19 protein-coding genes are annotated in these 21,939 nt (G+C 73.5%); 7 read left to right on the forward strand and 12 right to left on the reverse strand.

Annotated features, from left to right (window positions below):
• Positions 1-51: 51 nt before the first annotated feature.
• Both ACIGAN_RS07285 and ACIGAN_RS07290 read left to right on the forward strand, forming a co-directional pair.
• Positions 52-714 (forward strand): CBS domain-containing protein, encoded by a 663-nt coding sequence (locus ACIGAN_RS07285; protein WP_399855742.1) that lies wholly within the window; start codon positions 52-54, stop codon positions 712-714.
• Positions 715-1,047: 333 nt separating this feature from the next.
• Entirely contained in the window at positions 1,048-2,742 is a 1,695-nt protein-coding gene (locus ACIGAN_RS07290; RefSeq protein WP_399855743.1) for a glycosyl hydrolase family 28-related protein, read from the forward strand.
• A gap of 73 nt (positions 2,743-2,815) precedes the next feature.
• Here ACIGAN_RS07290 and ACIGAN_RS07295 read toward each other — a convergent pair whose 3' ends face one another.
• Positions 2,816-4,744 carry a ricin-type beta-trefoil lectin domain protein gene (locus ACIGAN_RS07295; RefSeq protein WP_399855746.1) on the reverse strand — a complete coding sequence of 643 codons (1,929 nt, stop codon included), beginning with the start codon at positions 4,742-4,744 and terminating at the stop codon, positions 2,816-2,818.
• A 282-nt stretch (positions 4,745-5,026) separates the two neighbouring features.
• Between ACIGAN_RS07295 and ACIGAN_RS07300 the strand changes: the two genes are divergently transcribed.
• Entirely contained in the window at positions 5,027-5,842 is an 816-nt protein-coding gene (locus tag ACIGAN_RS07300) for a hypothetical protein (protein WP_399855748.1), read from the forward strand.
• A gap of 279 nt (positions 5,843-6,121) precedes the next feature.
• Here ACIGAN_RS07300 and ACIGAN_RS07305 read toward each other — a convergent pair whose 3' ends face one another.
• The 6 genes from ACIGAN_RS07305 to ACIGAN_RS07330 form a co-directional block, all read right to left on the reverse strand.
• Positions 6,122-6,697, reverse strand: a complete 576-nt coding sequence (locus tag ACIGAN_RS07305) for a peptidase inhibitor family I36 protein (RefSeq protein WP_399855750.1) — start codon at positions 6,695-6,697, stop codon at positions 6,122-6,124.
• Between the two features lie 120 nt (positions 6,698-6,817).
• Positions 6,818-7,594 (reverse strand): phosphodiesterase, encoded by a 777-nt coding sequence (locus ACIGAN_RS07310; protein ID WP_399855752.1) that lies wholly within the window; start codon positions 7,592-7,594, stop codon positions 6,818-6,820.
• A complete protein-coding gene (locus tag ACIGAN_RS07315; RefSeq protein WP_399855754.1) occupies positions 7,591-8,172 on the reverse strand; it encodes a cysteine dioxygenase in 582 nt (193 codons plus the stop codon). Before ACIGAN_RS07315 ends, ACIGAN_RS07310 begins: the two co-directional genes overlap by 4 nt.
• On the reverse strand, positions 8,169-8,459 hold the full coding sequence (locus ACIGAN_RS07320; protein ID WP_399855756.1) for a hypothetical protein: 291 nt from the start codon (positions 8,457-8,459) through the stop codon (positions 8,169-8,171). Before ACIGAN_RS07320 ends, ACIGAN_RS07315 begins: the two co-directional genes overlap by 4 nt.
• Before the next feature lie 120 nt (positions 8,460-8,579).
• Positions 8,580-9,947: an APC family permease gene (locus ACIGAN_RS07325; RefSeq protein WP_365741199.1), complete on the reverse strand. Its 1,368-nt coding sequence runs from the start codon at positions 9,945-9,947 to the stop codon at positions 8,580-8,582.
• Positions 9,948-10,164: 217 nt separating this feature from the next.
• The gene (locus ACIGAN_RS07330) at positions 10,165-10,560 is read right to left on the reverse strand and encodes a hypothetical protein (RefSeq protein ID WP_399855760.1); all 396 of its coding nucleotides are present in this window, start codon (positions 10,558-10,560) and stop codon (positions 10,165-10,167) included.
• Positions 10,561-11,026: 466 nt separating this feature from the next.
• Here ACIGAN_RS07330 and ACIGAN_RS07335 point away from each other — a divergent pair, with 466 nt between their 5' ends.
• The 3 genes from ACIGAN_RS07335 (at position 11,027) to ACIGAN_RS07345 (ending at position 13,348) form a co-directional block, all read left to right on the forward strand.
• A complete protein-coding gene (locus tag ACIGAN_RS07335) occupies positions 11,027-12,178 on the forward strand; it encodes a S1 family peptidase (protein WP_399855762.1) in 1,152 nt (383 codons plus the stop codon).
• A gap of 92 nt (positions 12,179-12,270) precedes the next feature.
• Positions 12,271-12,786 carry a hypothetical protein gene (locus ACIGAN_RS07340; protein ID WP_399855765.1) on the forward strand — a complete coding sequence of 172 codons (516 nt, stop codon included), beginning with the start codon at positions 12,271-12,273 and terminating at the stop codon, positions 12,784-12,786.
• Positions 12,787-12,925: 139 nt separating this feature from the next.
• Positions 12,926-13,348, forward strand: a complete 423-nt coding sequence (locus tag ACIGAN_RS07345) for a DUF350 domain-containing protein (RefSeq protein WP_351345892.1) — start codon at positions 12,926-12,928, stop codon at positions 13,346-13,348.
• Positions 13,349-13,396: 48 nt separating this feature from the next.
• Here ACIGAN_RS07345 and ACIGAN_RS07350 read toward each other — a convergent pair whose 3' ends face one another.
• The 4 genes from ACIGAN_RS07350 to ACIGAN_RS07365 all read right to left on the reverse strand — a co-directional run bounded on the left by ACIGAN_RS07350 (position 13,397) and on the right by ACIGAN_RS07365 (position 19,704).
• Positions 13,397-14,518, reverse strand: a complete 1,122-nt coding sequence (locus ACIGAN_RS07350) for an FAD-dependent oxidoreductase (RefSeq protein ID WP_399855767.1) — start codon at positions 14,516-14,518, stop codon at positions 13,397-13,399.
• Positions 14,519-14,720: 202 nt separating this feature from the next.
• Positions 14,721-15,551, reverse strand: a complete 831-nt coding sequence (locus ACIGAN_RS07355) for a helix-turn-helix domain-containing protein (RefSeq protein WP_399855770.1) — start codon at positions 15,549-15,551, stop codon at positions 14,721-14,723.
• A 150-nt stretch (positions 15,552-15,701) separates the two neighbouring features.
• Positions 15,702-16,697: an alpha/beta hydrolase gene (locus tag ACIGAN_RS07360; RefSeq protein ID WP_399855772.1), complete on the reverse strand. Its 996-nt coding sequence runs from the start codon at positions 16,695-16,697 to the stop codon at positions 15,702-15,704.
• A gap of 142 nt (positions 16,698-16,839) precedes the next feature.
• On the reverse strand, positions 16,840-19,704 hold the full coding sequence (locus tag ACIGAN_RS07365; RefSeq protein ID WP_399855774.1) for an ATP-binding protein: 2,865 nt from the start codon (positions 19,702-19,704) through the stop codon (positions 16,840-16,842).
• Between the two features lie 310 nt (positions 19,705-20,014).
• Here ACIGAN_RS07365 and ACIGAN_RS07370 point away from each other — a divergent pair, with 310 nt between their 5' ends.
• Positions 20,015-20,161, forward strand: a complete 147-nt coding sequence (locus ACIGAN_RS07370) for a hypothetical protein (RefSeq protein WP_365099237.1) — start codon at positions 20,015-20,017, stop codon at positions 20,159-20,161.
• Positions 20,162-20,433: 272 nt separating this feature from the next.
• On the opposite strand, the gene ACIGAN_RS07375 is transcribed toward ACIGAN_RS07370, so the two are convergent.
• Positions 20,434-21,903 carry an FAD-dependent monooxygenase gene (locus ACIGAN_RS07375; RefSeq protein ID WP_399855777.1) on the reverse strand — a complete coding sequence of 490 codons (1,470 nt, stop codon included), beginning with the start codon at positions 21,901-21,903 and terminating at the stop codon, positions 20,434-20,436.
• Positions 21,904-21,939: the final 36 nt, after the last annotated feature.

The following is a 21,939-nucleotide window of genomic DNA, read 5'->3' on the forward strand; positions in this document are numbered from 1 at the left end:
CGCCGACCCCTCGTCCGGCTAAGTTCGAGGAAGGAGATGGAGGCATACTCGATGAGCCACCTCAAGGTGCGCGACGTGATGAGCGACGCGGTCGTGCGGGTCCAGGGCGGTACGCCGTTCAAGGAGATCGCCCATCTGCTGCAGGAGTACGACATCACCGCGGTGCCCGTGATCGACGAGCAGGATCGGCCGGTGGGTGTGGTGTCGGAGGCCGATCTTCTGCACAAGCTGCAGGGCGGGCCGGCAGACGGGGTCGCCGGGCTGTCGCAGCCGGCCAAGGCGGGAGCCACCGACGCGGCGGGGCTGATGACGTCACCGGCGCTGTGCGCGCGGGAGGACTGGAGTGTGGTCGACGCGGCCCGCGTGATGTCACGGCACGGGGTCAAGCGGCTCCTCGTCGTCGATGACGACGGCCGCCTGATCGGGGTGGTGAGCAGGAGCGATCTGCTGCGGGTGTTCCTGCGGGCGGACCAGGCGATCCGCCGGGAGATCGTCGAGGAGGTCCTCGTCAAGGCCCTGGGGGAGGCGCCCTCCGCCGTGCAGGTGGACGTGACGCACGGCCATGTCGTGCTCAGCGGGCACCTGGCCCGCACCGCGGTGCCCGTCCTGGAGGACATGTGCCGTGACGTCGACGGGGTCGTGGCCGTGGAGTTCCGCCCCGTGCGCACGGCCCGTCTCGACGAGCCGGTGGAGCCGCCGGCGCGCTCCGCCTGACTCCCGCACTCTCCTCGCCGAGGCGGGTCGTGCGACTCCGCGAGGGGCGGTCCGGTCCGGAGACCGCTCGGGCCCGGTGAGCGGTGCCCCGGTCCCCGCCACGCCCTGCACCGGCCCGGCCCTGCGGTTTTCTCCTGACCGCGCGCGGACCGTTTCCCACCCATGCCCCTCGTGACGTTCATGTACATAGACCCCATGCACGTGGGTGTACACCCCTCCCCCGTCATGCCAGGCTCATGACACTCAGTCGACCGGTGAACGGCCGCGGGAGCGTCGGGCCGCGGCCCCTGCCGGCCGCATGGCCGCCGCACGGAAAAGCAGGAGGGACGCGACATGGAAGGCAACGAGGACGGCAGCACCCCCGGGATCAGCAGGCGCGCGCTGCTCGGCAGCGCCGCGGCCGTGGCCGCCGTCGCCGCGGCGGGAAGCGCAACCGCGTTCGCCGCCCCGGCCACCTCCGCACAGGTGCCGCAGCTGTGGGACGAGTTCACGCGGGATCCGTACCGGCACGCCCAGATCCCGTTCGTCGGACGGGCGGGCTGCGGTGGCGGTGCGCGGCGGCTTCCCCGCCGGCCGGTGGTCGCCGACGTCCGCGACTTCGGCGCCGTGGCGGACGGCCGGACCGACTGCGCCCCGGCGATCAACCGCGCCATCGCCGCCGCCGGCCGGGCCGGTGGCGGCACGGTGACCCTCCCGCCCGGCACCTTCCGCATCGACGGCCTGGTACGCCTCGGCCATTCGCACGTCGTCCTGCGGGGCGCCGGCAGCGACCGCACGACGCTGTACGCGACGAAGAACCTCACCGAACTCATCGGCCCGTACGGCTCCCGGTACGGCGGGGACAAGTCGTCCTGGTCCTGGGCGGGCGGCCTCATCTGGCTGGCCCCCGAAGCCCGGTTCGCGTCGCTGACCGAGGCGATCAGAGCGCGGTCGTGGCCGTTCGAGGGCTGGACCGGCAACCGGCGCGACGAGTGGCGTACGCTCACCGCGCTGGAGGCCGCCCGCAGGGGTGATCGGACGGTCACGGTCACCGACCCGGCCGGTCTGCGTCCCGGTGCGCTGGTGCTGCTGCGCCTCTCCGACGACGCCGGGCACACCCTGCTGCGCCACATGGCGGGCGACGGTCCCGGCGCCGTCGCCTACACGTGGAGCGACAAGACCAAGCTGCTGTCCTACGTCCCGTACGAGTGGCCCGTCCGCGTCACCCGCGTCACGGGCCGCAGGGTGACGCTGGAGCGCCCCCTCCCGCTCGACGTGCGCCCCGAGTGGGATCCCCGGTTCACCACGCACGTACCGGAGTTGACCGGTGCGGGTGTCGAGGGCCTGACCCTGGAGGCGGTGGAGACTCCCCAGCGGCCCCACCTGCTCGATGCGGGTCACAACGGCGTCGTCCTGCAGTGCGCGTACGACTGCTGGGTGGACGACGTGACGGTCCGGCACACCGACAACGGCTTCGGTCTGGTGGCCGCCTCCGCCTGCACTCTGCGCCGCACCCGGGTCACGGGGCGAGGCACCCACCACCCGTACTTCTGCCGCGAGGGCTCGCACGACAACCTGATCGAGGACTTCACCATCGAGGAGCGCACCACCCCGGCTCCGGCCGGCACCCAGCTGCACGGCATCAACGTGGAGGGCCTGTCCTCGTACAACGTCTGGTCGCGCGGGGACATGCGGATGGGAACCTTCGACAGCCACCGCGGCATGCCGTTCGCCAACGTCCGCACCGACATCACTGTGAACAACAACGGCCGCCACGGTGGTGACGCCAGTGCCGGTCCGCTCTTCGGCGCCCGGTTCGCCCACTGGAACATCCGCGTCACCAACGGACGCGCGGGCCTGATGAAGATCGACGGCCTGGCCCCGTTCTCGGCGACCGTCGGCATCAACGAGGTCCGTGAGTTCGACCAGATCGACGTCCCCGACTTCGCCGGTGACCTGCACAGCCGTCTGGAGCTGTACGGCACGGCCGACGTGGTGCGCCCCCGCAACCTGTACGAGGCCCAGCGCGACCGTCACGCTCACCGGTGACGCGGGGCGGCACGACCCGGCCGGCCGGCGGGGGCGCGGTGCGGCCGGGCCCCGGAGGGCCCGGCCGGCCGGGTCAGCCCGTGTTCAGCGTCCACTTCTGGTTCGCGCCGCCGGTGCACGTCCAGATCTGGGCGGGAGTACCGTCGGCGGAGTTGTTGCCCGTCACGTCGAGGCACTTGTCCGCTCCGGTGTTGACCACGTCGTGGGTGGCGGAGTTGTACGACCACCGTTGCGCGGAGGTGCCGTTGCAGGTGTAGAGCTGCACCCTGGAGCCGTCGGCCGTCGAGGCTCCGCTGACGTCGAGGCACTTGCCGAGCGCCCGGACCGTACCGTCCGAACCGACCGTCCAGCGCTGGGCCGATGAGCCGTTGCACGTGTACAGCTGCACGGCCGTGCCGTCGGCGCTGCTGCCGCCCGCGACGTCCAGGCACTTTCCGGCGAGTCCCACGAGGGCGCCCGAGGCGCCGCCCGGGTTGCCCGACGGTGTGCCGGACCAGGTGAAGGTGGCGGTCGTGCGGGCGGGGAGCGTGTAGTGGAACGACTGGGAGCCCCAGTCGACCCGGACGGACCGGGCCGACGTGCTGCCGTTGTGCGCGATCAGCGCCTTGGAGCCGTCCGGGTTGCGCCACGCGACGTTGGGCACGGTGGTGCCCGCGGTGGAGGCGATCCGGTGGGCGCCGGGCCGGACGAACTTGGTCAGGTGGCCGGTGGTGTAGTACTCGACGGTGTAGTCCACCTGTCCCGCGCGCGGACCGCCCTCCTGGACCGTGATCAGGCCCGTGCAGGTGCCGCAACCGCCGTTGTGCGGGCCCATGTTCTGGTTCAGGGCCAGACTCCACTTGACCAGGCTGCCGCTCCAGTTGCGCGCGTAGTTGATGATGTCCGCCAGGTCCTCGTTGTGCTGGTTGCCGATCCAGGTGCCGCCGGAGTGCTCGGTGCTGAACTGGCGCACGTTCGGGTACTGGTCGTGCACCTGGCTGCCCACGGCGGGGTCTCCGGAGTAGCCGTGCCAGGCGATGCCGCCGAAGAGGGGGTCGTTGCGCACACCGGCGTCCGCCAGGATGGGGGCCCCGATGGCGGGGTAGTCCCCGTAGTTCCAGTCGTGGACCAGGACCTTGGTGTCGATGCCGGCCGCGCGGAAGGCCGGGTACACGTGATTCTTCGTGAACTCGATGAGCCCGGAGGCGTTCCAGCTCATGCCCGGGTAGTCCATGGCGGTGGGGTTGCTCGCCTGACAGCAGTTCGGCTCGTTCTGCACGGAGATGTAGTCGATGTCCACGCCGGCCGCCTGGTAGCTCTGGATGTACTTCACCAGGTACTGGGCGTACATGGGGTAGTACTCCCACTTGAGCCAGCCCATCTGGTCCATCCGGCCGTTGTCCTTCATCCAGCCCGGCGCGCTCCACGGAACGCCCTTGACGCGAAGGGCGGGGTTGAGCTGTTTGGCCTGGGCGGTCAGCAGGCGGACATGGGTGTCGTAGCCGTTGGCACCGAAGTCGCTGAGGTCGCAGCAGGTGTCGTCGAGGGAGACGTGGCCGGGCCGGGACAGGTCCGAGGCGCCGATGGGGTTGCGGACGAAGGACAGGCCGATGCCCTCGGTGGGCGAGAACAGGCGGCGCATCACGGCGTCCCGGGTCGACGCGCTGATCGCGCCGCCCCGCAGCAGGTGGGCGGTGGTGTCCGTGATGGACGCGCCGCCCCCTTCGAACTGCTGGTACGTGGTGGTCTCGTCGACGTTGATGGTCTGGTCGGCGCTGCCGCCGGTGGGGCCGAAGTTCACGGCGGCCTGCTGCGCGAGTCCGCGGGTGACATTGCGGCCCGCGGAGTCCGATGTCGTGGTGAGCCAGACGTCGACCCGCTCCCCCGCCGCCACGGCCGGTGAGGCGAGGCCGAGACCGGCGACCAGGGCGAGGGCCAGGAGCAGGACGGCTGTCGCGGCGCCCGGACGCCGCCGGGCAGGGGGCGTACCACGCAGGAACGGAAGTCTGAGGAGCAGGGTCATGGCATGACCTCTCTGTGGGGGGAGCTCACCCTCAATGGCATGCAACTGCCTTAAGTTAAGCCCTGATTAAACTGAGCGGACATGTACCCGTCAACACTCGGCGCCGCCCCGGACACGTGGACGCTCCCTGCCTGCGATCCGGCGGCCGGTGGCGCCCCGTTCCCGCTCCCCCCGGCCGGCCCGCCCCCCCTGGAGCCAGGGGCGATCCGCGGCCTGCGAAGATCAGGCCGCACAGGTGTCCGCCCCGTCAGCGTCGGGCGGCTGTGATCGGGGGGAGCCCGCATGACGACGATCGATGACTACCAACGGCGTTGCGAGCAGCTGTTCGTGGCCGGAGGACACGCGGCCGTGCGGCGCGCCGCCCAGGAGGGCCTGGGCCGGCTCGGCCCTCACCCCGACCTGTACTGCTGGCTGGCCCTCGGACATGCCGCCGAGGACGACGACGACCATGACGACGCCGCCGAGGAGGCCTTCCGGGCCGGGCTCGCTCTCGACCCCGACCACCTCGGTCTTCTGGCCGGCTACGCCGAACTGTGCCTGCGCGCGGACTCCTTCGAGTACCCCGGCCGGGCCGCGCAGGCCGTCACCCTCTCCGGACGCCTGAAGGAACTCGCACCACGGTCCGCCGAAGCCGACCGGCTCGCCGGTGCCGAGCGCTGGGCCCGCCGCGGCTACTGGGACGAGTTGCGGATGCGGGCGGCGGCCCGTGCGGTCGCGGGCCGCGACACCGAAGCGCAGGCGCGAACCCTCGCCGACGATCTCCGCCGAGGTGCCGGTACGGCCACGGAAACCGTGAACACGGTGGACCGCGACTCCGTCGTACGTGCGGCGACCCTGGAGGCGCTGTCCGGACCGTGGAATGCGCCCATGCGCTTCCTGGGGCGGCACCGCACGGCCGCGTGGACCATCAGCGGCATCCTGTGTTTCCTCACCAACACGGCCCTGCGGCAGAGCGGCGTCATCGACTCCTACAGCGCCTGGGGCCTGTCGTGGATCCTTCCGGTCCTGCTCGTCGACCGCCGTTTCGCCGCGGTACGCAAGGAAGCGGAGGCGCGACACGTCGCCGCTCTGGAGACGGTGCTCGCCGAACGGCGGTGAGGGCGGGGCGGAGCGGCCCGGGCACCTGTTCCTCGTGGCGCCCGGGCGGCCGTCGTCGGGAGTGGCGTCGCAGGGTTCAGGTGCCGGACGCGTCTAGGGCCTGTCGTTTGGATCAGGTCGCAGGAAAGTGACGGTGCCGTTCACCGCCGGGGAGCGTGGTCCGGTGCGTGCAGCTGCAAGGCGGAGGAGGGAGTCGACGCGGAGCGTCGGCGACCGACGACAACGCCGCAGATGCGCGTGCCGGACCGCGCGTCTGCGGCGTGATCCAAACGACAGGCCCTAGCACGGCCTGACGAACCAGACAGGGGTCCAGTTGTAGCTCGGCTCGCTGTAGGTGGCGCCGGGCGTGGTGAAAATGACGTTGCGGTTCTGGGCCTTGAACAGGGCGCGGGTGCCGGGGGTCTGGTGGTTGTAGTAGGAGCCGTCGCCGGTCCAGCCCTGCAGCGCGTAGTCCTGGCAGTGGTAGAACGCGAGCCGGTCGCCGAGGCCGAGTTGCTGACGGTACATGCAGAAGTAGCCGTCCTCGCACTCCCATTGGGCCGCCGCGCGGGTTCCGGTCGGCGTGCTCAGGTCGCGCACGGCCTTCTCCCCGGGCACGGTGACCGTCAGCGTGGCACCGTCCGCCAGGGCGATCTCGTTCGCCGCGACCTGACGACCGTCGTGGCGGGCGAGGTAACGGTCCACCTTCGCCTGGAGAGCGTCGGCCTCGCCCCGGCTGAGGCCGGCGGCGCGGGCCTGTTCCCCGAAGGCCGCACGGGACTGCGCCGTCCCCGCGGATGCCGGGCCGGCCAGGCCCACGGACAGCAGTGCCAGGGCGGCCACTGCGAGGGATGCGTACCGCTTGAGTAGGGACACGCGATTCCTTTCCTGCGGTGTGTGGTGTGGAGCGGAACCTACTCGCGCCGCCTGGCGGTGTCGTCCTGACACCTGTCAGGACGACACCGCCAGGCGATGCCCTGTCAGCGCTTCGGCAGGTCAGCCGCGCCGAGGCTCCCTAGGGCCACCACGGCCCGTGCGTGACCCGCGGTAGGCGGCGCGGCGGGTCGCGGCCAGGGCGCCGCCCGGCGTGAACGCGCGCACGCTGTTGAGGTAGGGGTCGAAGTCGGCGGTGTCCTCCTGCCCGACCGGCAGCGCGGCCCGCACCGTCAGCACCGCGAACCGCCGCCAGGACCGGTCGCCGGTCTCGGCGCACAGGTCGTAGACGAGGGGCCCGGCGGCCAGCGCGGCGGCCATGCTCTCAGGATCGCCCGGTACCGGTGCCTGCCGGGTCCGGCGGGGGAAGGCGGCCAGCAGCCGGGAACGCCCGGCCACCCGGTACGGGAGCAGGCTGGAGTACGGCCCGCGCAGCGCGTCGGCTCGGGGAAGCGGCAGATGCCGTCCGGCCCGGCCACGGCCGCTGCTGGTCATGAGCAGGTCGAGGGTGCGGCCCGGGCCGTCGGCGTCCGTCACGCGCACGGCCAGGCCCAGCCCGTCGGGCAGGCGCCGGGGCAGCCCTCCCGCGCGCGAGAGGCGGACCGTGACGGCCAGCCGCCGGGGGGTTTCCAGCCACGGCACGTCCCACGATCCGGCCCTGTCCGCCACCACCTCCAGTTCACCGATGCAGGTCAGTCCTCGGGGGTGCAGGGCGGGGGCGTGGCGCAGCCGGGCCAGCGCACGGAAGGCGGCCTCGACCAGTGCGGCGGGCCGGGACCGGGGCGACGGCCGCCCGGCGGCCGCGCGGACCACGTCGGTGGACGTGCCGGGCACGCTCATGACTCCGGCCGCCCGCCCGCGCGCTCCCCGGCGTCGGCCGCGCTGCCGGAGAAGGTGCTGGGAGTGCCCTGGCGGCCCTTGGGGGAAAGGTGTTCCTCGGAACTCGTGGGCACGCGGTGCAGCAGCCCGTCCGCCAGTTCGCCGTACTGGCCGGTCCGCTCCAGCGGCGGCGAGTAGGCGTGGATGGTGACCGTCGGGCCCGCCTCCGGCTCGCGGCGCATGCGGTGGATGAAGGTCTCGTCGAAGCAGAAGCCCTCCCCGGCCGGTACCCGGTCGCCCACCGGACGGTTCCCGAGCCGCAGATGCTCGTGCCGGATCGCTCCGCGTGCCACGTGCACGGCGCCGGCCGAGCGGTCGTGGTCGTGGTACCCGGTGTCGTGGTCGTCCGCCGTCCACTCCAGGACCCAGACGCCCACGTGCCGGTCGAGGAAGATCTCCGCGTAGCCGCGGTCGTCGGTGCGGTGTTCCAGCAGACCGGTCCACAGCTCCTCCGACCCGGCGACGGCGGCGGCCAGTTCCTGGAGCTCCTGGCCGTCGAGCGTCCGCCCCGGCGGGGAGAACGGCAGGGGTGCGTTCACCGTCCCCGCCTCCCGGTCCACCGGCCGCCACCGGCGGGGGCGCGGCGCAACCTGGCCGCGATCGATGCCGCCTCCACCGCGGCGTTCAGGAGGTACGTCGGCCTGAGCCGCCCCTCGGGGACACCGACCAGGTCGCCGGCCGGCAGCGTGGCAGCGGTGACCGGGCCGCTGCGGCGGGCGTGCCGGGGGCCCTCCGGACGGCCCAGGGCCAGGCCGCCGACGATGTTGCAGGCACCGTGCGCGGCGGCGACCGTCGCGCCGGGCACGGGACGAGAGCTCCTGCCCACGAGCGCCTCCCTCCATCGGGCGGCCCGGGTACCCGCGGTCCGGCCTGTCTACTCGGCCCCGGAACGGCACCGCGGCCCCCGTGCGCGGAACGGGCCGCGACCGGCCCGCCCGGGTGACCGTCAGCCGGTGCTGCGCGGGTCCTGGTCGGCCCGCCTGGTCCGCCGCACGGCGGCGACCGCGCCGAGCACCATGCCGGCCGCCACGATCACCAGCCCTCGCAGCCACACCTGCGCCTCGATCTGCGTGGCGAGCAGGACGCAGGAGGCGATGCCCAGCACCGGCAGCACGGTCGGGGCCCGGAAGTGGTCGGCTTCCCCCGGGTCGCGGCGCAGGACCAGCACCGCCGTGTTGACCATGAGGAAGACGACCAGCAGGAGCAGGACCAGGGTGGACGCCAGGGTGGCGACACTGCCCGTGAGCGCCAGGAACATCGCCAGCAGGGTGGTGACCGCGATCGCGGCCCAGGGTGTGCGACGGCCCGGCAGCACCTTGGTCAGTCCGGCGGGCAGCAGCCCGTCCTTCGCCATGCCGTAGGCCAGGCGGGAGGACATGATGCCGGTGAGCAGCGCGCCGTTCGCCACGGCGACCAGCGCGATGGCGCTGAACAGGCGGGTCGGCACGCCGCCCGCCTCCTCGACGACCTCCAGCAGCGGCCCGCTGGACCCGGCCAGCCGGTCGGTCGGCACCGCCGCGCTGGCGGCCAGGCCCACCAGCAGATACACGGCTCCGGCGGTGGCGAGGGCGCCGAACAGGGCGCGCGGGTAGGAGCGCCGCGGGTCGCGGGTCTCCTCGGCGACGTTCACCGAGGTCTCGAACCCGACGAAGGAGTAGTACGCCAGAACGGAGCCGCTCAGGACGGCCGCCGCCGCTCCCTTCTCGGGCGTGCCGAGCTGAGTGAGCCGCCCGGCATCGCCGTCGCCGCGCAGCAGCAGCCACGCGCCCAGCACGACGATGACGGCCAGCCCGCCCACCTCGACGACGGTGGCGACGACGTTGGCGCGGGTCGACTCCTTGATGCCTCGCGCGTTGACCAGCGCGAGCAGGGCCAGGAACAGCACGGCGACGAGCCCCACGGGCAGGGTCACGAAGGCCGACAGGTAGTCGCCGCCGAAGCCGCGGGCGAGCGCGGCGACGGAGACGATCCCGGCGGCCAGCATGCAGAAGCCCGCCACGAAGCCCGCGAAGGGCCCGAAGGCGCGGGTCGCGTAGTGGGAGGCGCCGCCCGCGCGCGGATACTTCGTGGCCAGCTCGGCGTAGGAGGCGGCGGTCAGCAGGGCCAGCAGCAGCGCGACGAGCAGCGGTACCCACACCGCTCCGCCGGCGTCGGCCGCGACCTGCCCGACCAGCACGTACACGCCCGCGCCGAGCACGTCGCCCAGGATGAAGAAGTACAGCAGCGGGGTCGTCAGCGCCCGCTTGAGCGCCGTACCCTCCCGTGCTCCGTCCTGTCTCTCCGCCAGCGCTTCGTTCCCGTTGTCTCTTGCCATACCGCCTCGTGTCCCCCGTCCCGGGCGATGCACGCTCGGCCACCGGTGGCAGCACGCGGGGGTCATACGACGGTTACCCATCGTGACAAGTGGGACAGCGGCTCCTGTTCGTGATCGGAAGCCGGTGACGGCGAGTGACGTCGGGCGGTGACTGCGTGTGCCGGGGCGGCGTGCGACTCCGCTGCGCCGCCCCGGTCGCTTCCGCGGATCTCCGTCGTTACGGACAGCTGGACGCGGTCTGGATCATGATGCCGGTGACCGTGTAGTTCGCGTTGAAGACCGCGGTCGTGTTGGGGTTGACGCACAGGGCCCCGGTCTGGCCGGTCGGGTTGTAGGTGTAGCGCAGGTAGACCCGGTCGTCGTTGCGGGTGTTGTGGACGTAGTCGGCGCCCCGGCTGTTGGAGCCGAGGTTCTGGTAGCTGCTGGTCACGTCCTGGTAGGCGGCCGTGGGCGCGCCGTTGTTCCACTGGGTGACGGTGGGATAGAAGCACACGCGGGGGTAGGCGCACCCGTTGTAGCTGTCCGCGGCGGCGCCGGGCGCCGTGGCGATCGCGGCGGCGGCCATGGCGGCCGAGGCCATACCGAGTGCGGCGACTCTGCGAGATGTATGCATGGCCGCGATACTTCCGGGCGCGCGGCGGTGCCCCCAGTGCACTTCCGGGCAGGCCGCGCCGGGCGTCTCGGGCGAGGCCCGTTCTGGCCGGTTCCCCGTCCGCTCCCCCTGCTCCCACCGCGTGCGCTCGCCCCGGTCACCGGCCCCACCGCCCTCGCCCTTTCCGCGAATGTCCGGAACCTCGACGGCGCGTGCGGCACATGAGGAAGCGGTGAACGGCGCGTGGGCGGAACCGGAGGAGTTGTCCGGCGAGTTCTCGACTGCGACTCGCCGGGGACGGACCGGCCGCGCCGGGCGGTCCAGCCGCCGGCCGCCGGGCAGCGGCCCCGCCAACGTCCCGACGAACGAGCGCAGTTGGTGTAGACCCTTCCATGATCAGGGGCTATGCTCTGCCGCACGCTAAGAGAGCGCTCTCAAGCATTGCTGTTCCACCCCCACCCTGCTGGAACAACGAAGGGTCACTCCCTTGAGACGCATCACACTCCTGCGCACCGGACTGTCCGCCGTGCTCCTCCTCGGCACCTGGGCGACCGCGAGCGCCCTGCCGGCGTCCGCGGCCGACGCTCCCGCCCGCTCCGCCCAGGCCCCGGCCTCCCCCGCGCTGCTGGACGCGATGCAGCGCGACCTGGGGCTCACCCGGCAGCAGGCGGTGACCCGCCTGGCCGCGGAGAAGACCGCCACGGCCGTCGAGCCCAAGGCGCGCAGCGCCGCCGGATCGGCCTACGCGGGCTCCTGGTTCGACGCCGACCGCGGCCGGCTCACCGTCGCCGTCACCACTGCCGCCCGGGCCGACGCCGTGCGCGCGACCGGGGCGAGCGTGCGCGTGGTCCGCCACAGCGCCGCGCAGCTCGACGCGACGAAGAAGCGGCTCGACGCCCTGTCCGCGCCCGACGGCGTGGGCAGTTGGCACGTGGACGCGAAGGCCAACACCGTCGTGGTGAACGTCGTCACCGCGCACCGGGACGACAACGATGTCCGATCCTTCCTCGACCGGGCCCGCGAGGCCGGACCGGTGACGGTGCGTCACACCGCCGCAGCGCCGCGCACGTTCGCGGCAGGCACCGTGGGCGGCGATCCCTACTACACCGGCAACGTCCGCTGTTCCATCGGCTTCTCGGTGCACGGCGGCTTCGTCACGGCCGGCCACTGCGGCAGGCCGAGCGCGGCCGTGTACGGCTGGGACCGGTCCTACATCGGCAACTTCCAGGGCTCGTCCTTCCCGGGCGACGACTACGCCTGGGTGAACGTCGGCAGCGGCTGGTGGACCGTTCCGGTCGTACTCGGCTGGGGCACTGTCCCGGACCAGCTCGTGCGCGGTTCCGCCGAGGCCCCCGTCGGAGCCTCGATCTGCCGGTCCGGCTCCACCACCCACTGGCACTGCGGCACGGTCCTGGCGAAGAACGAGACGGTCAACTACAGCCAGGGCGCGGTCTACCAGATGACCAAGACGAGCGTCTGCGCCGAACCCGGCGACTCCGGCGGCTCCTTCATCAGCGGTGACCAGGCGCAGGGCGTCACCTCCGGCGGCTGGGGCAACTGCAGCAGCGGCGGCGAGACCTGGCACCAGCCCGTCAACGAGATCCTCAACCGTTACGGGCTGAGGCTGCACACCGCCTGAACACCCGACAGCACGACCGAGCGGGTCCCGCCGGCGCCTTCCGCCCCCGGGGCCCGCTCGGGCTGTCATCGTCGACGGGGGGGGTGGTCAACGTGGCCGAGACGTTCGACGCCAAGGGTGAGGCGCTGTGCTGTGCCGCGGTGATACGCCTGGGCGGGGCGACGGGAGTGCTGGCCGCCCGAGCCGGCCTGACCGACGGCTACCGCCGGATCGTGGCGGGAGTGGAGAACATCGCGGCTTTTCTCGAAGGCCACCCGCTGGATCGCGATGTGGTGAGTTCGGCGTTCGCCGAGAACTGGTTCCTCGACGGCAAGTACCCGGCGCAGCTCCCCGGGCGGTCCTTCTTCAGGGCCTGGTCGGATGTCGTGTTCGTCGCGCTTGCGCTGACTTTGAGGGACCAACCGCAGATCACCGCTTCGCTCGGCATGGACTCCGCTCTGCGGGCCGCGTCCGCCTTGCCGTCCTCCCTCCATCTCCGCGCCTATGAACTGGCCTGTCAGCAGGAGGCGAAGGTTCAGCTCCGGGAGAGCGGCGTCGGCGAGCTGTGGGGGCTGGCCGGGAGGCAGGCCGGGCACTACCGACGCGTGGTGCGGCTAGCCGACTCCTGACGTGGTCGCGTGGTGGGTTGGGCATCGGGGTGCCCGGTGGGGAGCGGGCACGGGGGCTGGTCAGGGGGGCGAACGGGTGCGCTACCTTTTACCTCTGCTTGACCGCGATCATTCACTCACCCACGGAGTCGGCAACCCCATGAGCGACATCGTCAACGGACTCGGACGGGCCACCGCCTACGGCGGCCTGGGACTGGTTCTGCTCGTCCTCGGCATCGTCCTGGTCGACGTACTGACGCCCGGAAAGCTCGGCCGACAGATCTGGGAACAGCGGAACCGCAACGCCGCCGTGGTCCTCAGCTCCGCCCTGCTCGGCATCGGCGGCATCGTGTTCACGTCCATCTGGACCACCTACGAGGACTTCGGCAAGGGGCTGGTCTCCACCGCGGCCTTCGGGCTGCTCGGGCTGGTGATGATGGCCGTCGCGTTCCTGGTGGTGGACCTGATCACGCCGGGACGGCTGGGCGCGACGCTGGTCGAGACGGAGCCCCACCCGGCCGTCTGGGTCACCGCCTCCTGCAACCTCGCCGTCTCCGCCGTCATCTCCGCGTCCATCGCCTGACAGGGCTCGCGAACGGCGGCAGGTTCACCCGCCGGCGTTCGCGGGGACTCACCCTTCCTTCTCGGTGAACCAGTCGGCCAGGCCGCGGGCCGTGTTGTCGGGTGAGTCGAACCGGGGCATGTCGTCCGCGTGGGCCTCGGCGTCGCGGGCGAACATGGCCCGCTCGTACTCGGTGAGCGCCGTCTCGACGTCACCGGGGTACGCGGCGAGGGCCTGGCCGAGTTCCGCGCCGTCCAGCATGGCCAGGTTGGCGCCCTCGCCGTTGGGGGCGGAGAGATGGGCGGCGTCGCCGAGCAGGGTCACTCCGGGCACGCGGTCCCAGCGGAGCCCGGCCGGCAGGGCGTACAGGGGGCGCAGGACGGGCGCGGTGTCGGTGCCGGTGATCAGCGCGGTCAGTTCCGGTGCCCAGCCGTCGAATTCCCGCGCGATGCGCGCGGTGGCGGTGGCGGTGTCGGAGAAGTCGATCGCGGCGAACCAGTCCCGGGGCTCGGCCAGCCCCACGTAGGCGTGCAGGGTGTCGTCCTTCTCGCGGTGGGCGAAGATCTCCCGGCCCGGTGAGGGAACGATCAGCATGCCGTCGCCGACCGCTCGGGCGGCGTCCGGGTGCCGTGTTCCGGCGTCGAACAGGTAGGTCTCGACGACGGACTTGCCGATGTACTCGGGTGCGGCGGTGGACAGCAGGGGCCGGACCCTGGACCACGCGCCGTCCGCGCCGACCAGCAGGCCGGTGACGACGGTGCCGCCGCCGGCGAACGTCACCTCGTGACGCCCCTCGCCGAGGGCCCGGACACCGCTGGCCTTGTGCCCCCACCGCACGGTCCCCGCCGGGAGGGAGTCGAGCAGCACCTGCCGAAGGTCGCCGCGCTGCACCTCGGGGCGGCCGCCGGTGCCGTCGTCGGCCTGGTCGAGCACGACGGTCCCGTCCCGGTCGAGGATCCGCAGTGCCTGGCGGCCCTCCAGGACGACGGCGTGGAACTCGTCCGTCAGCCCGGCCGCCTTGAGTGCGAGCTGCCCGTTGTGATCGTGGATGTCGAGCAGTCCGCCCTGGGCGCGTGCCGAGGGGGAGGATTCGGCCTCGTAGACCGTGACGGGGATGTCGTGCACGTGCAGGACGCGGGCCAGGGTGAGGCCGCCGAGTCCGGCTCCGATGATCGTGACCGGGGTGCGCATGGTGACTCCTTCGGGACGGGGCCGCCCGGCGGGTTCCGTTCGGCCGTCACCGGAAAGGTGTCAAGTGCCGCCGACATGCCGCCGACAGCCGTCCGACAGCCCCGGGCGATCCCCGACAGTCCTCCGACGCGGCGCCGACACGATGGGGCGGCCGTGGCACCGGAGGGGCGTGCGGGCCGGTCGGTGCCACGGCCGTGGCCTCTCAGCGGAGGGCCGGTGCGGCGGCGCCCGACGTGGCCCGTGCCTGCCACTGGCTGGGGGTCATGCCGTACGCCTCGCGGAAGGTGCGGCTGAAGTGGGCCGGGCTGCTGAAACCCCAGCGGTGCGCGACGGCGGCCACGGTGATGCCGCCGCTGCGGGACCCGCTCAGTTCGCGCCGGCAGGAGTCGAGCCTGCGCTGGCGTACCCACCGGCCGACCGTGGTGCCGTCGTTCCGGAAGAGCTTGTGCAGGTAGCGGACCGAGATGTGGTGGGCGCGCGCGATCGACCCGGGCGACAGGTCCGGTTCCCTCAGCCGCCGGTCGATGTAGGCCCGGATCCGGGACAGCATCTCGTTGCCGGCCCTCTCCGCTTGCGACGCCTCCGGCGCGGGCTCCGTCTCCAGGAGTTCCATGACGAGGACGGCGACGAGGTCCAGGGCGCTGCGGGTGAGCCGGTCGCCGATCAGCGGCCTCGGGGACCGTGCCTCGGCGGCGAACGCGCACAGGACGTCCGACACCAGCGCGCCCGGGTGTCCGCGGCCCGGCACAGTCACCCCCAGAACGCGGTCCACGTCCGCCGCGGACAGTCCGAGGTCGCACCGGGCCAGGCGGAAGACCGTCATCCGGCAGTCGTCGTCGAACTGCGGGACGTCCCGCCGGTCCGGATCGCAGAAGACGAGGTCCTTCGGCTCCAGGACGACCTTGTTCCCGTCCCGGGTGGTGGCCGACGAGGTGCGGACGATCATTCCGAGGTACAGGAAGCCCTCGTCTCCCTCGTCCGGCACGGCGGGGACGATCGAGATGCCTGCGGACGGCGGGGTCGGCTCGGTCATAGGGGCTTCTCCACAGCGGCGCGGCGGACAGGGGGACGCCCCCCACCCTGGCAAGCGCTTCCTGTGCGGGCATCAGTAAGTTGACGGTCGGTTCCGCGGCCGGCGGGGCGGGACCTCCCACCGCCGCCCGGGCCGTGTGCGGAGCCGGGTTCAGGAAGGGCCGGCCAGCGCGTCCGCGAGGAAGTGGCCGCCCTGCCGGATCGCGGCCTGCGTGGGCGGGCTGTCCCACAGAGGGCTCAGGGAGACGAAGTCGTGCACCGTACCCAGGTAGCGCACGGCCGTGGCCGCCACGCCCGCCTCGCGCAGCAGACGGGCGTACCGTTCGCCCTCGTCCCGGACGACGTCCGCCTCGGCCGACACGATGAGCGCCGGGGGCAGCCCCGCGAGGTCCTCGGGGGTCGCCCGCAGCGGGGCGGCCGTCGGCTCGGCCAGCTCCCCCGCGTCGTCGGTGTACTGCCGCCAGTACCACTCGACGGCCGCCCGCGTCAGGAGGTAGCCGGACTCGAACTGTTCCGCCGACGCCGTGTCGCACTCCGGGTCAGTGAGCGGGTAGTAGAGCAGCTGCGCGCGGATGCGGGGGCCGCCGCGCTGCTTGGCCAGCATGGTCAGGGCCGTGGCCATGGTCGCGCCGGCGCAGTCCCCGGCCACCGCGAGTCTGCGGTCGTCCAGCCCCAGTTCGGCCGCCTGCTCGGCCACCCAGGTCAGCACCGCGTACGACTCCTCCAGCGCGACCGGGTAGCGGGCTTCGGGCGTGCGGGTGTACTCGGGCACCACGAACGCGGCACCGCTGAGGGCCGCCAGTTCGCCGATCGTCCGCGCGTGGGTCCGGGCGTCGCCGAGCATCCAGCGCCCGCCGTGCAGGTACACCACCACGGGCAGCGGGCCGGCCGGCCGCGCAGGCCGGAACAGCCAGAAGCCGACCAGGCCGGAGGGGCCCACGGGTGCCACCGCGAACTCGGCGTTCACGGCGAAGTCGTCGAGGGCCCGGCCCTGCATCTCCAGCAGGGCCTGGCGCCCGTCGGCCGGGCCCAGCTGGTGCAGGTACGGCGGCGCCGCCGAGGCGTCGACCAGCCGCTGGACCAGCGGGTCGAGGACGACGGCGGGCGGTTCGCGCCCGTCGTCGTGCGCGGGGGGTTCGGGGTTCACGCGGCTCCCTGCACGGTCACGGGTGGTCGCTCCATGGCCCCGCGCCGAGGGGTCGCGGCGGGGGACGCCTCCTGGTGCGGGGCCGCGGCGTGCGAGGCCGCGCCGCGGAAGTGCCGCCACCCTACTGCTCCTGACGGCGCTCTCACAGATCCTCGAAGAGCCCGCGGAGCTGGTTGCGGCTGCTGACGCCCAGCTTCGGATACACGTTGTAGAGATGGGAGCTGACCGTGCGGGGGGACAGCCGCAGCTGCTCGGCTATCTCCCGGTTGCGCAGCCCTCGCGCCGCCAGCCGTACGATCTCCCGCTGCTGCGCGGTCAGTTCGGCCAGCCGGTCGGTGGGGGCCGGAGCGGCGCCGGTGGTGACGCCACTGGCCCGCAACTCCACCCGTGCCTCGTCGGCCAGGCCCGTCGCGCCGAGCCGGGTGAACGACTCCAGCGCGGTGACCAGGAGCGGGCGGGCGTCCAGGGGGCGCCGTCGCCTGCGCAGCCACTGCGCGTAGTGCAGCCTGGCCTGTGCCCGCGCCGGCGGCCACTGGTCGCCCAGCGGGTTCACCGTGGCCAGCCGGAAGTGGTGCTCGGCGTCCTTGGGGGCACCGGTCAGCGCCGCGGCGTGGTGCAGCAGGAGGGTCATCCGCGTCGTCGGCTGCGGTCCCACCGCCGCGCGCACGGCCTCGACGACGGGTGCGGCCTCCTGCTCCCGGCCCGTGCGCCGGGCGGCCGCCGCGAGATCGGCGACCGACCGGGGGGACAGGAAGTAGTGCAGGGGGGTGCCGTCCTCGGCGAACAGGGACCGGAAGTGCCGGTAGGCGCCGTCGAAGTCGCCGGCCGCCGCCGCGGCGGTGCCCGCGGCCCGCAGGAGACGGGCGTGCGTGGCACGGTTCTCCTCCAGGCCGACCGCCGTCCAGGCGGAGTCGGCCGGGCCGCCGGCATGCTCGCCGCGCAGGGCCCGCAGCGTCGCCCGCAGGGCCTCGACGTCGCTCTGCAGGTGCGCCCACTGGTGCACGGCGGCCAACGCGGCGGCTCTGTCGAGGTGTTCGTCGGCCTCCGCCCAGCGGCCGGTGTCGATGAGCGCCGCGCCCACCGCCGCGAGGGAGGGCGCGGCCGAGCCCATGGCGCCGAAGGCGCTGAGCATGGCGTAGCCCTGCCGGTGCGCCTCGATGCACAGATCGGACTCGTCGGCGTACCAGGAGACACCGCCCAGGCCCAGCAGCCGCGTCATCTCGGCGACATCGGCCGCCGGTGCGCGCACGGCCGGCTCCGGCCGGACGCGCCGCACCAGCTCGGGCGCGCGCGTGGGGTCGGCCCCGGCCAGGGAGGCGGCCCGGACCGCGTCCGAGCTGTCGGTCGTCGCCAGCTCGGCGTAGGGCGTCTCCCCGCCGCCGGGCCGCGCATCCTCCAGTACGGCCGTGACCGGGCGCCTGATCTCGGGCAGGCCCGACTGGTAGCCGATCGCCGCGAGGATGCTGGTCAGGGCGATCACGGTCATGGCATTCCCAGGCGGCTCCGGCTCCAGGGCCCGCATCAGCACCGCGAACGCCTGCCGCTGGTGCCCGAACAGGGACAGTCCCATGCCGGCCCCGCAGGCCGCCATGCCCAGCAGGTCCCGGTCCTCGGTGAGCGCGGTGATCCGGTCGTACAGCTCGGACACCCACAGGGGGTCGCCGACGTTCTGGGCCGCCCGCAGCGCCTTGGTGTAGCGGCGCGCCCGGTCGGCCGGCTCCGGGCTGCACTCGGCGGCGCGTTGCAGCGCCTGGCCCGCCGCGTAGAAGCCGCCGCGCCGCTCGGCGAGTTCGGCGGTGTCCTCCAGGGCCGTGGCGACGGACTCGTCCTGGCCGACGCAGGCCGCGGCCAGGTGCCAGGCACGGCGGGCCGGGTCGGCGGTGAGGGCGGCCGCCAGATCCCGGTGCGCCTGCTGCCGGACGTGGGCCGGCGCCGCGTGATAGACACCCGCGCGGACCAGGGGGTGCCGGAAGTGCACCTGCCCGTCCATGACGGCCACCAGGCCGATCTCCTCGGCCGGGGCCCAGGCCGACAGGTCGGACCGGGCACCGGCGGCGGTCATGACGGTGGCGAGGTCCTCGCCCTGTGACGCGGCGGCGTACAGGAGCAGCCGCTGTGCCGTCTCCGGCAGAGCGCGCAGGCGGGCGGCGTAGAGCTCCTGGATGCGCTCGGTGTGCGGCAGGCCGCCGCCGGGCAGGGCGCCGGTGCCGCCCGTTCCGGCCGCGCGGCACAGTTCGATGATGGCCAGCGGGTTCCCGTCGGCCTGCCGCAGCAGTTCGATCCGTGTCCGGCCGGTGGGCGCGTGCGGCTGGGCGTCCACCAGTGCGGCGGCGGCCTGTTCGGTCAGGGGTCCCAGCAGCACGGTGGGCACGCCGGCCGGGAGACCGGTGGGGGCCGTGTGACCGCGTGCGGTCATCAGCACGGTCACGTCCTGCGCCGCGAGCCGGCGCATCACGAACCCGAGCACGTCGAGGGAGTCCCGGTCCATGTGCTGGACGTCGTCGAGGGCCAGCAGAACGCGCTGCCGGCCCGCGACGCCGCCGAGCAGGGTCAGGACGGCCGTGCGCAGCAGCATGGAGTCGGGCGGCCCGTCGTCCAGGGCGATCCCGAACGCCGTGTCCAGCGCCGTGCGCAGCCGGGCGGGCAGCGCTGCGGCATCGGCGAGGACGGGGAGCAGCAGTTGGTGCAGGGACGCGAAGGAGTGGCGCGACTCGGCTTCGATGCCCTGGGACGCGAGGACGAGCTGGCCGCTGTCCCGGGCGTGTTCGACGGCGGCCGCGAGCAGCCTCGACTTGCCGGTGCCCGCCTCGCCGAGCAGGAGCAGGGTCCGCTGTTCGGCGCTTGCCTCGACGAGGCCGATCACGTGGGCGAGCTCGGCCCGGCGGCCCAGGAGCGAACGGCCGGGCACGGTCGCGTGGTGGGTGCCGCTGCCCGCCGCCCCGGCGGGCCGTGCCGACGGAGCCGGCGCATCCCCCTCCGTCTGCGCCGGGGCGTCCGCGACGCTCACCGTTCCACGCGCCGCTGCACCCGGCGCCTCCCCGCGTCTGCCGCTTCTCTCGCCCACCTCCCCATCATCGTCACAGGAGGCCGTCGCGTATCACCCGGACCGGCTGATGTGCGGCGGACCCCGTGTGCTAGGGAGCGGCCCCTTCGTGCCGCCGGGGAGGGTGTCGTACGGAGCCGAGCGCCTGTGCGCCCCGTCGGCGCCCTCCCCGGCCGGGCCGGTCGGGCGCACGGTCGAAGACATGGGGGACGGCGAGGAAGCGTGTGCGGGTCGCGGGGACGGTACGGACTGCCCGAACGGGGAGGTGCTCGACGTGGCGGTGGAAGGTCCCCGGTGCGAGGAGTGCCGGCACTACTGGGAACTGGACGGGACGGAGCCGGCGCGCCGGACGGTGGAGGACGACGGGCCGACGCGGCCGGTGGGCTCCCCGGGCGAGGCGGGCCACGGCGACGCCGCGTAGCGAGGCCTTTCGGGCCAGCTTCTGCCGGGACCGCCTCGATGCCCCGGCCTGGGCGCTCCTGGCGCCCGGGGGCTTTCGCGGCGCGGTCCGGGGCGTTCGCGGCGTCCGTCCGGGGGCTTGCGCGGTTTCCGTTCGGGCTCTCCTGGCGTTCGGGGCCTTCGAGGCCTCCGCCCCGGCGCTGCTGGCGTCCGGGGGCTGTATAAGCCAACGCCCGCGCGTGGGATCGAGGCTTCCCTCCGGGTACGCCGTGCCGGGTCGGATGCGGGGCGGGCTCACGGTCGGTGGGTGTCGGCGAGGGTGACCGTGACGCCCTCCGCGAGGGCGGCGTCCTCCTCGTCCGCACCGGCCCACGCGACATGGCCGTCCGGGCGGACCAGGGCGGCGCGGACACCGGTCCACTCCCCCGGCGGCAGGCCGGCAGCGCCGCTGTGCACGTGCAGTCCGGGCCGGGCGAGCCGGCCGAGACGCCCGCCGGGGGTGAGGTCCAGCAGGAGGTGGCGGTCGACGCGCAGGAGCGCGAACAGGGTGGTGTCGCCGAGGTCGAGGTCGGGGGCGCGCGTCCCGACGAGCGGGTGGGCCCGGGGATCGGCCGGCGGGTAGGAGACGTCGAGTGAGCCGACCTTGGCGGCCAGTCGGTCGTTCAGGTCGGGCAGCGAGGTGATCAGCCGGGCGAGCAGACCGCGCAGGCTCAGCCCCTCCGGCGTGAAGGCGGTCATGAGGGCGACCTGGGCCCGGCTGGTCTCGGTGAGGTCGGCACCGACGGGGTGGCGTTCGGCGTGGTAGGTGTCCAACAGGCTGTCCGGGGCACGGCCGTTGAGCGTGGCCGCGAGCTTCCAGCCCAGGTTGGCGGCGTCCTGGATGCCGACGTTCATGCCGACTCCGCCGGCGGGGAAGTGCTGGTGGGCGGCGTCACCGGCGAGGAGGACACGGCCCTTGCGGTACCGCGCGGCCAGGCGGGTGGCGTTGCCGAAGCGGGAGAGCCAGACCGGTTCGCCCATACCGAAGTCGGTTCCGGCCATGGTGGTGACGTTCGCGTGCACTTCCTCCCGGGTGAGTTCGCCGGGCCAGGTGGTCGTCAGATCGCGAGGGGTGATGCCGACCATGCGGTGGATGCCGCCGGGCAGGGGCACGACCATGAGCGTGCCCTGCGGGCCGAAACGGCTGAAGCCGGGCGCGGGGGGCCGGTCGAGACGGACGTCGGCGAGCCAGCCGAACACGGTGGCGGGCGTGCCGGGGTGGTCGATGCCGGCCGTGGTGCGCACGGTGCTGCGGCTGCCGTCGCAGCCGACCAGGTAGGCAGCCCGGAGAGTGCGGGGTCCCTGCCCACCCGTGAGATGCACCGTGACATGGTCGGGTGTCTCGGTGAAGCCGGTGACCGCCCGTCCCCACAGGATGTCCGCGCCCAGGTCGAGAGCCTGCCGCTCCAGCAGCGCCTCGGTGCGCTCCTGGGGCAGGGCGAGGGTGTACGGGAAGGGGCTGGGCAGGCGGTGGAAGGCGAGCCGCGACTCCAGTACGCCGAAGTGGCCGCCGGGCAGGGGGACGCCCTCGCGGACGAAGGGCTCGTGCACACCGCGGGAGGCGAAGGTCTCCAGCGTGCGCGGGTGCACGGTCAGGGCGCGGGACCGCGGGTCCCGTTCCGTGCGGGGCTCGACGACCGCGACGGCGATGCCGGCACGGCGCAGTTCGCCGGCCAGCCACAGGCCGACCGGGCCTGCGCCGGCGACGACAACCTGGTACTCCACGGGCTTCCCCTCTCTCGGGTCTCGGCCCACGACCAC

The organism is Streptomyces sp. NPDC085931, assembly GCF_044540565.1.
Classification (GTDB): Bacteria; Actinomycetota; Actinomycetes; order Streptomycetales; family Streptomycetaceae; genus Streptomyces.